Annotated in this window: 13 protein-coding genes; all 13 read right to left on the bottom strand. The window is 48.8% G+C overall.

Going from position 1 to position 16549, the window contains the following annotated elements; translation table 11 throughout:
* Positions 1-74 precede the first annotated feature (74 nt).
* The 13 genes from tilS to uppS all read right to left on the bottom strand — a co-directional run bounded on the left by tilS (position 75) and on the right by uppS (position 16546).
* Positions 75-1373 (bottom strand): tRNA lysidine(34) synthetase TilS, encoded by a 1299-nt coding sequence (gene tilS / locus D0Y50_RS04435; protein WP_117315695.1) that lies wholly within the window; start codon positions 1371-1373, stop codon positions 75-77.
* Positions 1374-1402: 29 nt separating this feature from the next.
* Complete coding sequence (accA, locus tag D0Y50_RS04430) at positions 1403-2359, bottom strand: acetyl-CoA carboxylase carboxyl transferase subunit alpha (protein WP_108567909.1); 957 nt, start codon at positions 2357-2359, stop codon at positions 1403-1405.
* 87 nt (positions 2360-2446) lie between these two features.
* On the bottom strand, positions 2447-5911 hold the full coding sequence (gene dnaE / locus D0Y50_RS04425) for a DNA polymerase III subunit alpha (protein WP_117315693.1): 3465 nt from the start codon (positions 5909-5911) through the stop codon (positions 2447-2449).
* Positions 5912-5934: 23 nt separating this feature from the next.
* Complete coding sequence (gene rnhB, locus D0Y50_RS04420; RefSeq protein WP_108567911.1) at positions 5935-6504, bottom strand: ribonuclease HII; 570 nt, start codon at positions 6502-6504, stop codon at positions 5935-5937.
* Entirely contained in the window at positions 6497-7654 is a 1158-nt protein-coding gene (gene lpxB, locus D0Y50_RS04415) for a lipid-A-disaccharide synthase (protein ID WP_108567912.1), read from the bottom strand. The genes rnhB and lpxB overlap by 8 nt, the downstream gene beginning before the upstream one ends.
* 4 nt (positions 7655-7658) lie before the next feature.
* The gene (gene lpxA, locus D0Y50_RS04410) at positions 7659-8429 is read right to left on the bottom strand and encodes an acyl-ACP--UDP-N-acetylglucosamine O-acyltransferase (protein ID WP_117315691.1); all 771 of its coding nucleotides are present in this window, start codon (positions 8427-8429) and stop codon (positions 7659-7661) included.
* Between the two features lies 1 nt (position 8430).
* Positions 8431-8880 (bottom strand): 3-hydroxyacyl-ACP dehydratase FabZ, encoded by a 450-nt coding sequence (fabZ, locus tag D0Y50_RS04405; RefSeq protein WP_108567914.1) that lies wholly within the window; start codon positions 8878-8880, stop codon positions 8431-8433.
* A 338-nt stretch (positions 8881-9218) separates the two neighbouring features.
* The gene (locus D0Y50_RS04400; RefSeq protein WP_108567915.1) at positions 9219-9734 is read right to left on the bottom strand and encodes an OmpH family outer membrane protein; all 516 of its coding nucleotides are present in this window, start codon (positions 9732-9734) and stop codon (positions 9219-9221) included.
* A gap of 51 nt (positions 9735-9785) precedes the next feature.
* Positions 9786-12257 (bottom strand): outer membrane protein assembly factor BamA, encoded by a 2472-nt coding sequence (bamA, locus tag D0Y50_RS04395; RefSeq protein ID WP_117315689.1) that lies wholly within the window; start codon positions 12255-12257, stop codon positions 9786-9788.
* Positions 12258-12319: 62 nt separating this feature from the next.
* Positions 12320-13672 carry a sigma E protease regulator RseP gene (gene rseP / locus D0Y50_RS04390; protein ID WP_117315687.1) on the bottom strand — a complete coding sequence of 451 codons (1353 nt, stop codon included), beginning with the start codon at positions 13670-13672 and terminating at the stop codon, positions 12320-12322.
* Positions 13672-14853, bottom strand: a complete 1182-nt coding sequence (gene ispC / locus D0Y50_RS04385) for a 1-deoxy-D-xylulose-5-phosphate reductoisomerase (protein WP_117315685.1) — start codon at positions 14851-14853, stop codon at positions 13672-13674. Before ispC ends, rseP begins: the two co-directional genes overlap by 1 nt.
* Entirely contained in the window at positions 14853-15716 is an 864-nt protein-coding gene (locus D0Y50_RS04380) for a phosphatidate cytidylyltransferase (protein ID WP_108567919.1), read from the bottom strand. Before D0Y50_RS04380 ends, ispC begins: the two co-directional genes overlap by 1 nt.
* Positions 15717-15766: 50 nt before the next feature.
* Entirely contained in the window at positions 15767-16546 is a 780-nt protein-coding gene (gene uppS, locus D0Y50_RS04375; RefSeq protein ID WP_108567920.1) for a polyprenyl diphosphate synthase, read from the bottom strand.
* Between the last annotated feature and the right edge of the window lie 3 nt (positions 16547-16549).

Here is a 16549-nt window from a genome sequence, read left to right as displayed (position 1 = left end):
ACCGGAATCGAGCGACTACTACGCAATCGCCCGTGATACACTTAGCAAAACCGGTAACATCATATCAAACTCTACTAGTTAACCAGCGTTACGGAAAAATCCGGCGGGCAATGTTCCAGATAATGCACTTTATGATTAACTATTACCGCGACAGGCTGTTGGTTAAGGTACACCAATGGAATATGCTGGCGCCGCCAGGCAGGCACCCGCCATTGTTTGAGCCAGTCTTTAAGCATTTTTGAAACGCCGCCGCCAGCTAAGCGAATTCTCACCTTGGGCATACCGCCCACAATGGTTACCTCTGCATTACAATAAAATACTGGTTCACACCAACTGGCCGCATATTCCTGTTTACATGCCAGGGTTATCCCACCAGGCGGGGGCGCTGGGAGCCGGGGGACTATATGTAAGGCGTGTTGATAGCGTCGAATATCGACATTGCCTAAACTAATACAAGGTTGAGAATCTTCGGCGGCGTCAATACTTTGTAGGATCTGCGCCAGTTGAGCCTGTCCCGGCATAGGTTGCCGATACGTTTCAAGCCAGCGGCGAACAAGCTGGGCCTGCCACTTTAGTGAATACCCGGCCAGTCCATGAAGACACAGCGTACCTTGCTTACTGATAAGCGAACTCAAACGCTCGTCAGTCACTTCATCTAGTAACGCACTGTGCTGGGCACATAACTGCGCACTGCGGGCCACCGTGGTAGCCAGAGAAGGCCAGCGTTGGGTAAGTGCCGGAATAATATCATTGCGTAGAAAGTTGCGATCAAACCGGCTATCGGTATTCGACTCATCCTCAATCCAATCCAATCCCAGGGTACCCGCGGCGCGAACAATATCGCTTCGCGTTAAACCCAGCATAGGCCGAATTATCCACACGCCGTCGCGCTTCACCCTTACCGGCATCGCGGCTAGCCCTTTGGGACCAGCGCCGCGCTTGGCTTGCAGTAAAAAGGTTTCAAGCTGGTCATCGCTATGCTGGCCCACCAGTAAGTGGCCCTTTACCTGCTGGCAATAGCGTAACAGAGCCGCGTAGCGCCCCTCCCGAGCCGATGCTTCTATGCTGGTTCTGGAAGCGTGCGCGACGTTAATAGACTGCGCTGAAAACTGACATTTAAGGGCTTCGCACACGCGGGCGCAATGGTCTTGCCAGTTATCTGCATTGACGCTCAGGCCATGATGCACATACACCCCATGAACTTTTGCCGGGTCAACCTGCGGTATAGTGCACAAGGCATACAATAGCAGTGTAGAGTCGACACCACCGCTAAACGCTACGACCAGTGAACCGGAACAGGCCGGGCCGTTATCCGGCCCGGCCTGTAGTAGCGCGGTAAGCGAGGTTTGTATCTGTTTGACAATGGGATGCACTATAACAGCCCTTTAAAGTACATCAGCTATTAACAGTATCCAAACGACATCAAACGCTCGTAACGCTCACTCATCAGGGTAGCTTTATCCAATGTCATCAACTGACTTAGCTGTTGTTTCAGTGTAGCTTTAAGATTAGCAGCCATACCATCATGATCGCGGTGCGCGCCGCCTAACGGTTCGTTAACTATCGCATTGATAAGGCCCAGATCTTTGATCTGCCCGGCGCTAACGCCCATGGCTTCGGCCGCTAACGGGGCTTTTTCTGCACTTTTCCATAAAATAGAAGCACAGCCTTCAGGCGAGATCACCGAATATGTTGAATATTGCAGCATGTTTACCCGATCGCCTACACCGATTGCCAAGGCGCCGCCAGAACCACCCTCGCCGATAACTGTACAGATAATCGGGACTGTCAGCTCCGCCATTTCCATCAGATTACGTGCTATAGCTTCGCTTTGTCCACGTTCTTCGGCACCGACACCCGGGTAAGCCCCTGGGGTGTCAATTAAGGTAATTACCGGCATGTTGAAACGTTCGGCCATTTTCATCAAACGCAAAGCTTTACGATAGCCTTCAGGCTTCGGCATTCCAAAATTACGGCGGATTTTTTCATGCGTATCGCGGCCTTTTTGATGGCCAATCAACATAACAGCTTGATCATCCAACATAGCCGGGCCACCAATAATGGCTTTATCATCGGCAAATGCCCGATCGCCGGCCAGCTCGTCAAAGTCGGTAAATACCCGGCCAATATAATCCAGGGTATAAGGACGCAACGGATGGCGGGCAAGTTGCGAAATCTGCCACGCTCCCAGATCTGAAAATATCTTTTTGGTCAGCTCCGCGCTTTTGGCTTGTAAGCGGGTGATTTCTTCTTCAATACTGACGTCAAACTCACCGCCCTGATTTACCAACCTAAGCTCTTCAATTTTTGCTTCTAGTTCAGCTATAGGTTGTTCAAATTCTAAAAACTGTATGCTCATTCTGTGTCCTATGTTTACTGCGTCGCACGCCAGGTAGTGACCGTTTTCGCGCTTCTTGTTAGTGACCACATTTTATAATTAAGAAGGCTAGTGATAACTTAGCGTTACGGACCGTTCTCCCAGGCAGTGCTTTAATTCATGCAGCAACTGGTCTTCCGGGGTGATATACCACTGGGCTCCACAGGTCAGTATTGCTTCGGCATCCCGGTGCAATACGTGCAATTCTACCGGACAACTTCCGCCGGTAAAGGGTTGCAATATAGCCTGTAGCGAAGACAGTTTATCTTGTTGCCATTGCTGCGTATCTATTTTTAATTGCAGCGCCCGGGCATTTCGCTCCCGTGCCTGCACAATGTCCATTACGTCACGGGCGGTGATTGTATTGCCCCCGGAGAAATCATCAAAGCTGACCTGTCCTTTAATCAATAAAATCCGGTCTGACTCTAAAATGCTTTCAAATTGTTCGAATACGTCTGGAAAGAACCGCACATCCATTCTGGCACTTTTATCATCCAGTGTCACAATTGCCCAGCGACGGCCTTTTTTGTTCATCATTACCCGAACAGACAGCACCAACCCCACTGCAGTGGCCATTTGTTCTTTCCCGGTGGGTTTTAAATCCACCAGCCGACCATCGGCATAATTTCTGATTTCTGCTGCGTACTGGTTTATCGGGTGCCCGGTGAGGTACAAGCCTAATGTGTCTTTTTCCCCGTCAAGCCATACTTTTTCCGGCCATTTGGGCACATCGGCAAAAGCCTGTTCCACCGCTTCTGGTTCACTGTTTAACAGCCCGAACATATCTGATTGCCCAAACGACTCGGCTTTAGCATGCTGCCCCGCTGCTGCCATCGCTTCGGGTAAGGTGGCCATTAGCGCTGCCCGATGCGGTCCAAGGTTGTCTAAAGCCCCAGCCAGTACCAGTTTTTCCAACACCCGCTTATTAACACGTTTGAGGTCTACCTTAGCACAAAAATCAAACAAATCAGTAAATTTGCCCTGATTTTCACGGGCTTCAATAATTGCCTCTATAGGGCCTTCGCCCACCCCTTTTATAGCACCAATGCCATAGACAATGCGACCTTTCTCATCCACGGTAAATTTGTGGCGGCCGGTGTTTAAATCAGGCGGCAAAATTTGCAGGCCCATTCGTTGGACTTCATCTACCAGGGTTACGATTTTGTCGGTGTTATCCATATCCGCGGACATAACCGCCGCCATAAATTCGGCCGGATAATGCACCTTTAACCATAACGTCTGATACGACACCAGGGCATAGGCAGCAGAATGCGATTTGTTAAACCCGTAGCCGGCGAACTTTTCCACCAGATCGAAAATTTTCATAGCCAGATCGGGGTCAATGTTATTTCCCTTGGCCCCTTCGGCAAATACCGCCCGCTGTTTGGCCATTTCTTCTGGCTTTTTCTTACCCATAGCCCGCCGCAATAAATCGGCGCCGCCCAGGGAATAGCCTGCCATTTCCTGGGCAATCTGCATAACCTGTTCCTGATACAGGATAATTCCGTATGTCGGCTCCAGGATTTCCTGCAAACACTCATGCTGATAGTCGGCATCAGGATATGAGATAGCTTCACGCCCGTGTTTTCGGTCAATAAAGTTATCTACCATGCCTGACTGCAAAGGGCCGGGCCGAAATAAGGCTACCAGTGCGATAATATCTTCAAAGCAATCAGGTTTTAGCCGCTTGATAAGTTCTTTCATACCCCGCGATTCCAACTGGAATACGGCGGTGGTTTCGGCTGCTTGCAATGAGCGGAAACTTTTGGGATCGACCAGTGGGATAGCTGTGATATCAATTTTGGTGCCATGCCCAATTTCAATCATATCAATAGCCCACTGAATAATAGTCAGTGTGCGAAGACCCAGGAAGTCAAATTTTACCAGGCCGGCAGTTTCCACATCATTTTTATCGAATTGGGTGACCGGATGTTTACCCTCGTCATCACAATACAAGGGCGCAAAATCCGTAATGGTAGTTGGTGCAATCACTACCCCGCCGGCGTGTTTACCGGCATTCCGGGTTACCCCTTCCAGAATTCGCGCCATATCGATAAGGTCTTTCACCTCTTCATCGTCGCGATATAGTTCTGGCAGGCGCGGTTCCACGTCGAAGGCTTTGCCCAGGGTCATTCCTGGGTCAGAGGGGATAAGTTTAGAGATGCGGTCAACAAAGCCATACGGATGGCCTAGTACCCTGCCCACGTCACGCACCACCGCTTTAGCTGCCATGGTACCAAAGGTTATGATCTGAGAAACCGCCTGACGGCCGTATAATTCAGCAACATGTTCGATAACCTCGTCGCGGCGATCCATACAAAAATCAACGTCAAAGTCAGGCATTGATACCCGCTCAGGATTAAGGAATCGCTCGAACAGCAGATCAAATTCCAAGGGATCCAAATCAGTGATCTGCAGGGCATAGGCAACCAGTGAACCCGCACCCGATCCGCGCCCTGGCCCGACCGGAATTTCGTTGTCCTTACTCCACTGGATAAACTCCATAACAATCAGGAAGTAGCCCGGAAAACCCATTTGGTTGATAACGCCAAGCTCGATCTCCAGCCGTTCATCGTATGGGGGGCGTTTTGCCTGCCGCTCGGCTTCATCGGGGAACAAAAATGCCAGACGCTCTTCTAACCCTTCTTGAGAACGCTTTACCAGGAAGTCTTCAGTGGTCATGCCGCCAGTCGGAAATTGCGGCAGGAAGTATTCATTAAGCCGCACGGTTACATTACAGCGTTTGGCTATTTCAACGGTATTTTCTATTGCTTCGGGAAGATCGCTAAACAGCTCCGCCATCTCCTGGCCTGAGCGCAGATATTGTTGCTCGCTATACTTTTTTGGCCGGCGCACATCATCCAGCGTATACCCATCATGGATGGACACTCGGATTTCATGGGCATCAAAGCCTTCCTGATTAACAAAACACACTTCATTGGTAGCCACTACCGGCAACCCGCTCTGTTCAGCTAACGCTACTGCGCGATGCAGGTAGTCTTCTTCGCCAGGCCGGCCGGTCCGTATCAATTCAAGATAAAAACGATCCGCAAAATGGGTTTGATAGAAGTCCAGTGCATCATTTAACAAAGCATTATTGTTTTTTGTTAAGGCTACGCCGACATCCCCATGTAATGCCCCTGAGAGCACAATAATGCCTTCAGCATGCTCGGCCAGCCATGCCTGGTCAATCACAGCGCGGTGGGCAATGTGGCCGCGTAGATAGGCTTTGGAGATAAGCACTGTGATATTTTTGTAGCCTTCATTGTTCATTGCCAACAATGTCAGCCTGAAGGGTTCATCACCAAATGTGTCATTGGTTACCCAGAAATCGGTACCGATAATGGGCTTGATACCCATGCTGTGGCACTGCGAATAAAACTTCACCAGACCACACATGTTCATCTGATCGGTCAGCGCTACCGCTGGCATAGAGTGTTCGCACACCTTTTCTAAGATCGGCTTGACCTTATTCAGGCCATCCATCATGGAATAATCGCTGTGTACACGAAGATGAATAAAGGGCGATGTCATAACACCTACTGTCGTTATCGGTTTTATTGGTCTAACAATGCCCGGACGGGCTTGAAGCTTGTACGGTAGCACGGCAATACACCATGCTCAGCCAATGCGGCAAAATGTGCTTTGGTGGGATACCCTTTGTGTCCGGCAAAGCCATAGTGGGGGAATTCTTTATCCAGCGCAATCATATCATTGTCACGCTCGACCTTAGCTAGAATGGATGCCGCTGAGATCTGGGCGTGCAGGCTATCACCTTTGACGATGGCTTCGGCATTATAGTGCCAATCGGGAAGTCTGTTGCCATCCACATAAACAAAATCCGGTTGTACCGAAAGCCCTTCTACGGCCCGCTTCATCGCCAGCATAGTGGCATGTAATATATTAAGGGTATCGATTTCCTGCGGGGTCGCGCGCCCGAAGGACCAACACAAAGCCTGTTCTTTGATAACCTGCGCAAAATAGTCGCGTTTTTTAGCACTAAGCTTTTTTGAGTCAGTTAGCCCTGCAATGGGGCGGCTAGGGTCAAGGATAACCGCAGCGGTAACCACATCCCCTACCAGCGGGCCGCGGCCTACTTCATCTACTCCGGCAATTTTTCTATTCATGATTAATGAGATCCAACACCGCTTTTGCGGACGCTTTATCAGCATCCTGCGCCAGGGTTTTGTGCAGTTGCGTGAAGGTTTCAATTAACGCGGTATTATCACTGTTTAAAAAGCCAAGCAGTTGCTGACTCAACATTTGTGGGTTCACGTCATCTTGCAATAATTCAGGAATTATTTTGCGCTTTGCCAGCAAATTCGGCAACGTAAAAAATGGCGCTTTGTATAATCGTTGCATGATTTTATAGGTCAGGCCCGAAAGTTTGTAAGCTGCCACCATCGGGCGTTTACACAACATCGCTTCGAGCGTGGCAGTACCTGAGGCCAGTAAAATAACATCAGAGGCTATCATGGCTTCGCGTGCATTGCCTTTGGTAAGCAGGATGGTGCCCTCGGCGTAAAGACGGGTAGCATGCTCCTGAAGAAATTGGGCGATAAAGTCGAACCGATGTTGGTTGGCCGCAGGGATAACAAATTTACAGCCTGGTTTTTGTTTTAGCACTTCATAAATAGTGGCTAAAAATATCGGCAATAGTTTGCTTACTTCACCATTACGGCTTCCCGGTAACACCGCCATTACCGGGTCGCTACTGGCTAAACCCAACGCCTGGCGAGCTGGCTGTTGGGGCGGCGCTAATGCAATCGCATCAGCCAGGGTATGGCCCACGAAGCGATAAGCAACCTGATGCTTTTGGTAAACCTCAGCTTCAAACGGGAATAAGCCCAACACGCAATCTGTCGCCTGGGCAATTTTATGGATACGTCCCTCTCGCCAGGCCCAGATAGTGGGGCTAACGTAATGAACGGTTTTAATCCCTTTTTGTTTTAACGCTTTTTCTACCCGCAAATTAAAATCTGGCGCATCGACACCGATAAAGATATCCGGGGGATATTTTTCAAAGTGAGCAATAAGGGCGTTTTTGACTTTGAGGATAGCAGGCAGGTGCGATAGCACTTCTACCAGCCCCATCACCGACAGTGTTTCCATATCAAACAACGAATGGCAACCGGCGGCAATCATATTGTCACCACCGATACCTTCGATAATAGCATCAGGATGTTGCCTTTTGAGCTCAGCAATCATGCCGGCGGCCAGCACATCGCCAGATGGCTCGCCGGCAACAACACCAATGCGTAAGGGCTGGCTGCTCATTGGCTCAACGGATAATGCCGCGTTCGGCTTCTTGCAAAAAGGTCACCATCAACGTTACTTCTGGATGGGTGTCTTGCACGCTCTTCAGCTGAGCCACGGCTTCTTCTACCGTGTTATTCGCGCGGTAAATAGTGCGATATGCGCGTTTGATAGCCATCACCGCTGCGGAAGAAAAACCACGGCGTTTGAGGCCTTCGGAGTTGATCCCCGCCGGCACATTTTTTTGACCATTGACCATAATGTAAGGCGGCACATCTCGTAGCACGATAGCACCGGCCCCAACGAATGCGTGGGCGCCAACTTTACCAAACTGATGGATAGCCGCACCGCCACCGAAAATAACATAGTCGCCCAGGGTGACATGGCCCGCCAACGACACATTATTTGCCAGAATAATGTTATCGCCTAAAATACAATCGTGTGCCACGTGAGCATTGATCATAAACAGGTTATTAGAGCCTACCCGGGTAATGCCTTCGTCCTGCACAGTGCCGCGATGTACGGTACTGCCTTCACGAAATACATTGTTATCGCCAATCACCAGTTGGGTAGGTTCGCCCGCATATTTTTTGTCCTGACAGTCTTCTCCGATGGAGCAAAACTGAAAGAAACGGTTATCTTTGCCAATAGTAGAAGGACCACGAATGACCACATGACTTTCCAGTATGCAGCCGTCGCCTATCTCAACATTATCATCTACTACACAAAACGGGCCTATTTTGACATTCTTACCAATTTTGGCAGATTCTGAAATTACCGCAGTAGAATGGATCACGTTAGACTATCTCTCTAATTGCACACATAAACTCTGCACTACAAACGCTATCGCCATCAACGCTTGCGGTACCTTTGAACTTCCATATTCCGCGACGTTCTTTGAGTAAGCTTACATCAAATTCCAATTTATCGCCGGGCACTACCGGGCGTTTGAAACGTGCGCAGTCAATCCCTGCGTACAAGTATAATTTATCGCTCTTACCCATGGTTTTAAAACCAAGTACACCCGCAGCCTGGGCCATGGCTTCAAGAATCAGCACACCGGGGAAAATAGGTCGTCCTGGAAAGTGCCCGGTAAAACAGGGCTCGTTCATCGTGATGTTTTTATACGCTTTGATAGACTCGCCAATGGTGTAATCGGTGACCCGGTCAACCAGCAAAAAAGGATAACGGTGTGGAAGTAATTCCAGAATTTCCTGAATATCAATAGAGTTTAGTGAGTTGGCCAAAAGTCTCTCCTATGCCACTAACCGCTGTAACTGACTGTTTGTTCGGCAAGCGGTAAAGCCGTTGTCACCAGCAACCTGTGGTTACATTATTGTTGCTCGTTCAATGGCTCATGCGGGTCAGGATTACTCACCCTGCCGCGGGTTCTTTTGCATACCCTGAGGTGATGGCCGTGAACGGCGCCATATTTATTGAAAAAACACAGGCTGGAATTTTTAAACGGCGGCAACCATACGCTTTTTAACGTAAAAAACAAGTCAGACCAACCCCTTCTGGAGCTAGTCTGACCTGTGTTATCAGCATATCAGGTTTTCATCATCGCCTGGAGGGCAACGAATTTTTAGTTAGTTTTCTTAACCTGTTCAAGCACTTGCTCAGACACATCATGTTGCTCAGTAGCATACGAAACCGCGCCTGCGCTAAGGATAAGATCATACCCATCTTTTTTCGCAACATTGTCGATGGCTTGTTTGATCAAGCCTAACAATTTGTTTCTTTCCTCATTGCTACGGCGTTGAATGTTCTGTTGTAGCGGCTGACCTTTTTCTGCCAGTTGCTCACGAACACCCTGAATTTTCTGTTGCAGTTCTTTCTTTTCCTGCTCGCTCATCGTCGCCGCATCACGTTGTAAACGCTCCGCAAAGAACTGACCGTCTTTTTGAAGTTGGTTAACTTCATCAATTTGGTCTTTAAACTCCATCTGAATGTTATTGGAGATTTCAGCGGCCTGTGGCATAGCCTGAAACACGCTCTGTACATCTACAACACCGATTTTCTGTTCAGCCATAACTGAACCGCTTACCAGCGCACTACCTAACATCGCGGTTGCAACGATATGTTTTGCCAACTGTTTCAAAGGGAACTCCTTTTGTAATTATTCATTAGACGTCGTCGTCAAAGTTAACTCTTAGAATGTTTGTCCGATATTAAAGGTAAAGAACTTCGCGTCATCACCTTCACGGTCTCTAATGGTTCTGGAGAAGCTGAATACCATCGGCCCCATCGGTGAAATCCATTGTACAGACAAACCGGCGGAACTACGATACTGTGTCCAGTCGGAATAGTCCAACACGTCATCACTTCCCGATACCGCTTGCAAGTTGCGATACTTATCGTAATCGAATTCAGTATCCCATACGTTACCTATATCAACAAACAGACTTGTTCTTACTGAATTGTCCATTTCCGCATCAACAAATGGGGTTGGTACGATAAGCTCGATACCACCTAATGCCATAGCGTTACCACCCAAGCTACGGGTTGATACCCCTACCAAATTTTTTGCTGGGTCGCCAGGATATTGTTCACCGTCAGGGCCAGTAGCTGCGCTGTTGGCAGATAATATTACCCCACGTGGTCCTACCGTGTTGTTTTCAAAGCCCCGTAATGTATCCGCGCCACCTGCGGTGAAGTTTTCGGTAAACGGTAAAATTTGCTCATTACCATTATTAGACCCATAGCCATTGCCGTAACCTAACCGCAGACGGGCTAATACCGACCAACGCTGATTACGAGATAGCGGATAATAAAACTTCGTATCCAGCACGCTTTTGAAGTAATTTACGTCAGAGTTTGGCGTGGTAATACTAAATGTTGCCCGCTGTGACGATCCGGCGGTGGGAAACAGACCACGGTTTAATGTGCTGCGGCTCCATGAAACGCTGGCCAGGTAGCTATCATATTTAATTGGGGCTTCGGGGTCTTCTTCGCGGAACTGGTCATAAAACTGTTCGGTCTGTTCATAATAACCGGTGTTATACAGCTCGGTATTTGAATAGGTCATACCGAAGTTAATCCGGTTTATCTCATCAATGGGATAGCCTACGTTAGCGCCTATCGACCACCGCTTAGAGTTATACTGGATAACGTTAAAGTCTGAACCATCAAACTCGCTGTAACCCAGTGACCCACCCAAACTGATGCCATCAATAGTGAAATAGGGATCATTATAGGTAATCTGCGCCGAGCGCTGATACGATACCGTACTGAGGTTTAAGCCTACTCGCTTACCAGTACCCAGGAAGTTATCCTGCTGAATACCCGCCTGCAAACTTAACTTCGTACGATCGCCATAACCAATACCGGCATTAAACGAACCGGACGGCTGTTCTTCTACATTAAAATCGACATCTACTTTATCGTCCTGGCCCGGGATACGGGTTGACTCAAATTCGACATTTTTCATGTAGGTTAAACGTGAAAGCTGATTCTTTGAAGATTCCAACAGATTGTTAGATAACCAGGCACCTTCCATCTGGTTAACATTTTGCCGTAATACATCATCGGCAGTAACAGTGTTACCATTGAAGTTGATACGACGCACATAAATGCGTTTGCCCGGATCTACAGAAATCGTCAGTTTGACGGTTTTTTCTTCGTCATTGATTTCCGGTACTGTGGTTACACTAGGGTAAGCATAGCCAAAACGGCCCAGGTATTTAGAGATAAACTCTTCGGTATACGTGACCTCTGCCTGGTTATACAGCTCGCCATCCGTTAACGGCAGTACTTTACCGATATATTCTTCGTTACCCAGCAGATCACCTACTAGCTCAACGCCCGAAATGGTGTATTGCTCACCTTCAGAAACATTCATGGCGATATAAATACCGTCTTTTTCCGGGGTCATAGAGACTTGGGTAGAGTCGATATTAAAACGCAGGTAGCCGCGGTCCATATAATGGTTGCGCACGGTTTCCATGTCGCCTTGCAGGGTTTGCTGCTGATAGCGGGTTTCGGATAAAAAGTCCCACCACGGTGTATCGTATTGCAGCTCCAAATCTTCCATCAATTCTGTGTCGGAAAATATTTGGTTACCGACAATATTGATTTGCTGGATGGCGGCGGCGTCGCCTTCTTCAAATAACAATTTTAGGTCGACCCGGTTACGCGGCAAGGGCGTAATAATGGCAGACACGTCAGCATTGTATTTACCGATACTGTAAAAGAAGTCTTTCAAGCCATTTTCAATAGAGGTAAGGACTGTTCTGTCGAGCGGTTCACCCAAACGCACACCGTTTCCATCCAAACTTTCCTGAAGCTGCTCATCTTTTATATCATCGTTGCCTTCAAAGATAATATTACTGATGGTAGGCCGCTCGGCGACTTTAATAACCAACGTATTACCATCTCGCAGCATCTCCACATTTTCAAAATGGGTGGATGAATACAGTGAACGGATAGCCTGGGCCACCCTAAATGAATTTAGTTCGTCACCTACTTCAACGGGGAGGTAGGTCAACGCTGCGCCCAGCGCAACTCGTTGCAAACCTTCAACCCGGATGTCTTCTACGACGAACTGTTCCTGTGATGTAGCCGCGTTGGCTAAGCTAGCACTGGATACAATAGCTCCGGCTGCTACTAACTGTCTTAACTTCATCTATTCTTTTTATCCTGCGCCGCGTTATTTCAATATATTTGATTATTTAGCGCTGCACCCTATCAGGCGATGCGGCTAATATCGTTAAAGATGGCAATACCCATAAACATCAGAAGTATTACCCCGCCGATTCTAAATCCCCATTCCTGAACTGCTTCAGAAACAGGCTTCCCAGTTAGCCATTCAATGGTGAAGTACATTAAATGTCCCCCATCAAGCATAGGAAGAGGCAGTAAATTGATTATGCCAAGATTGACACTAATCAATGCTAAAAAGCTCAGAAAGTAGACCAACCCGTATCCAGCGCTAACTCCCGCGCCCTGAGCTATTGATATGGGTCCGCTTAAATTATTCAGCGAGACATCGCCGGTTACCAGTTTGCCAATCATCGACACACTTAAGGTCATCAGCCGCCAGGTTTTATCCGCTGCCTTCACCAGTGCCTCTACCGGGCCATACTGATGAACGAACACGTATCCTTGTGGCCAGGGCTCAAAGGTAGGGCTTACACCCAGGTAGCCAATCTGTCCCTGTTGAGTATCCCGGCGGGCGATGGTGGCATCGATCGTACTCGATTGTCCATCCCGGCTTACCTCAAATGTCACTTTTTCACCAGGACGCTCGCCTATGGTAGCAACTAAACCTTCCCAGCTTTCGATAGGTTCGCCATCTAGGCTGAGCAGGTTATCGCCTACCTGCAAGCCCGCTTTACTGGCCGGACTATCCGGTGCTACCACCGACAACTCGAGCTTAGCGGCTGGCCGATAGGGCTGCATTCCCAAACTGTCTAGTGCAGACTCTTTTTCGGGGTCAAAGTTCCAGTTACTGGTATCAAACTCCAGTGATCGACTATCACCATTTGCCGTTTGGGCGGTTATCGGTATCGACGACTGGCCGATGTAAGATACCAGTTCAAGGTTCACGGCTTCCCAGTCAGCGGTATCCCGTGAACCCACTGCGGTAATAAGTGAACCAGATTCCAGCCCGGCTTGCGCTGAGACCGAAGCTGGGGTCACTTCCCCTACTATCGGCTTTACTGTTTGCAACCCCACCAGGTTCATTACAAACAGTGCCACAATAGCAAATAAAAAGTTAACTACCGGTCCTGCGGCAATGATCGCCATTCGCTGGCCTACGGGCTTGTTATTAAACGCTTTGTGCTTAAGATTATCGGCCACGGTATCTACCCGTTCATCAAGCATCCGGACATAACCGCCCAATGGGATGGCCGCTAACACAAATTCGGTGCCATGTTTGTCAGTTCGACGCCAAAATGGTTTGCCAAAACCGATGGAGAATCGTTCGACCTGTACGCCGCATAAGCGAGCGACATAAAAATGCCCCCATTCATGTACCGCAACCAGTACCCCCAGCGCGACGATAAATGCACCCAGACTCCACAGAAATGAAAACACTAGCTCAAACCTCTAATCACACTTGTCGCCATCTCGCGCGCGACTCTGTCTTGCTCGAGAATTTGTTGGAGTGAACAAACGGGCATTGGTTCCAATTTATTCAGGGTTTCCTGATTTACTCTGGCGATATCGCAAAAGCCAATTTGTTCTTGTAAAAAAGCTTCTACCGCTATCTCGTTAGCGGCATTCAAACTGGTGGTGGCCCACTGTCCTTCCTGACACGCCTCAATAGCCAAATACAGATTGGGATAACGTTCACGACAGGGCGTATCAAATGTCAGGTCGGCCAGCGTTGCAAAGTTTAACGGCGCTACCCCGGCGTCAATACGCTCAGGATAAGCCAATCCGTATGCAATAGGGGTGCGCATGTCAGGATGTCCCATCTGGGCCAGCACTGAACCGTCGGTATACTGAACCATTGAGTGGATGGTGCTTTGGGGATGCAGTACGACTGTAATTTGGTCAGCCCGGGTACCAAATAAACGACAGGCTTCGATAAATTCTAACCCTTTGTTCATCATGGTGGCCGAGTCAACGGTAATTTTACGCCCCATATCCCAGTTTGGATGTGAACAAGCCTGGGCTACGGTAATATCGTTAAACGTGGCCAGCTCGCGCTGGCGAAATGGTCCGCCCGAACCGGTTAATAGCAAGTGCTGGATACCGGAGGCCGCCAGATTGCCATATTCAAAGTTGGTCGGTAAACACTGAAAGATTGCATTGTGTTCGCTATCGATGGGCAAAATCGTGGCACCACACTGACGAGCCGTATCAATAAACAAATCACCTGACATTACCAGGGCTTCTTTATTCGCCAGTAACACCCGCTTACCTGCTTTAACCGCGGCCATGGTAGGCATTAAACCTGCGGCTCCTACGATAGCGGCCATAACAGCATCTACTTCAGGGGCGCTTGAAACATCTTCCAGGGCTTGTGCCCCGCACAATAATTCCGCTTCAATCCCCTGCTCCTGCATTAGCGCTCTGGCCTGATTGTAGCGCTGCTCATCGGCCACCACCACATAACGTGGCGCACATTGGCGAGCCTGTTGCACTAATAAATCAAGCTGACTGTTGCCGGTAATAGCAAACACCCGGTATTTATCGGGGTGGCGGGAAACAACATCCAGAGTATTGCAGCCAATTGAGCCGGTGGAACCTAAAATGGTAATGGTCTGCATTATGCCATCCAGGTTACATAGCAAAAGGCGAACACCGGAAACGCCGCTGTCAGACTGTCAATCCGATCCAGCACCCCACCGTGGCCGGGTAATAATCTGCCACTGTCTTTGATGCCGGCGCAACGCTTTAACATACTTTCGTTAAGGTCGCCCAGTGCAGAGACGGCAACTGTAATACCACCAATGAGTAAGTGTAACCAGATTCGGGAAAAGGTGACGTGGTAATGCAAAGCGGCAAACGCAATAATAGCAAATGAAGCCGCTATCCCGCCTAACAGGCCTTCAAGGGTTTTGCCCGGTGATACGTTTGGTCGCAGCTTATGTCGGCCAAACTTTACACCGACAAAGAAAGCGCCAATGTCTGCGGCCCATACAATGCCTAAGACGTAAAATATAAGGGATGAACCGTAAAAGGGGTCAACGTCATGCAAACTGGTACGCAAACTTACCACCGCCACCCACGTAGGAATCAACGTCAGCGCGCCGAAAATACAGCGAATGGGGATACTGGTACGCCAAAATGCTGAATAGCGGGGATAGGCGATGATCATAACCAGCGACACTAACCACCAGAAGGCCGCCACACCGAGAATAAAATGGTACAAGCCATGTAATTGACCCTGATACCAGATTCTTTCTACATCAACAATTGCCGACAGCACCATACAAGTGGCAAATGCCGCGACCATTAAGGCAATTTTTTGCGGCCTGGCTGTCATGCCAGACATATTAGCCCATTCGTACGCGCCCAGGCCTATTACCCCAGCTATGGCGACTTCAAACCACCAGATTGGCAGAAACAAAATGGCAAACAGCGCCAATGGCGCCAGGATTAATGCGGTTATTATACGTTGTTTTAGCATAGCGGCTCTTCGGCTCCTCGTTGTCAGCCAGGCTTAGCAGGATTAGCCTGCTAGCGCTGTGACACGCTTACCTGTTCACCGGTTAAGCCGAATCTGCGCTGACGCACATTGTAATCGTCTACGGCTACCTGGAACACTTGTTCCGTAAAATCAGGCCATAGCACATCGGTAAAGTACAGTTCAGCATAGGCACATTGCCATAGTAAAAAATTACTAATTCTACGTTCACCGCCGGTACGAATTAACAAATCCAGCTCGGGAAGCTCTGCGGTAGAAATATACTGACCAAGCTTATCTTCGTCGATTTGCTCAGGCGCAAGTAGATTATCCTGTACCTGTTTAGCCAGAGTCTGGGCAGCGTGGGCAATATCCCAACGGCCACCATAATTGGCCGCAATATTCAGTACCAGTGCACTGTTATTGGCGGTCATCTCTTCGGCTTTACGAATTTTGGCTTTAAGTTTGTCGTCGAAAGCGGACACATCGCCTATCACTTTCAATCTGACATCGTTTTTGTGCAGACGCTTAACTTCACTGTTTAATACCAGATTAAACAATTCCATTAGCACGCTGACTTCTTCCTCTGGGCGCTTCCAGTTTTCACTACTAAATGCGAACAGAGTAAGTGACTGAATACCGGTTTGCCGAGCAAACCGAACCACTGACCGGACCGACTCTACACCCGCCTTATGGCCAAATGTACGAATCTTACCTTTTTTCTGAGCCCAGCGACCGTTACCATCCATAATAATGGCAACATGACGTGGCCCGGCCTGTTCAGGCGGGGCCGACACGGTCTTTTGGGCGGGTTGTGACCGCTTAGATAACATGAC

This window comes from Salinimonas sediminis, assembly GCF_003429285.1.
Taxonomy (GTDB): Bacteria; Pseudomonadota; Gammaproteobacteria; order Enterobacterales; family Alteromonadaceae; genus Alteromonas; species Alteromonas indica.
Note: the sequence above shows the minus strand (reverse complement) of the source record. Positions and strands in the feature narration are given on the sequence as shown.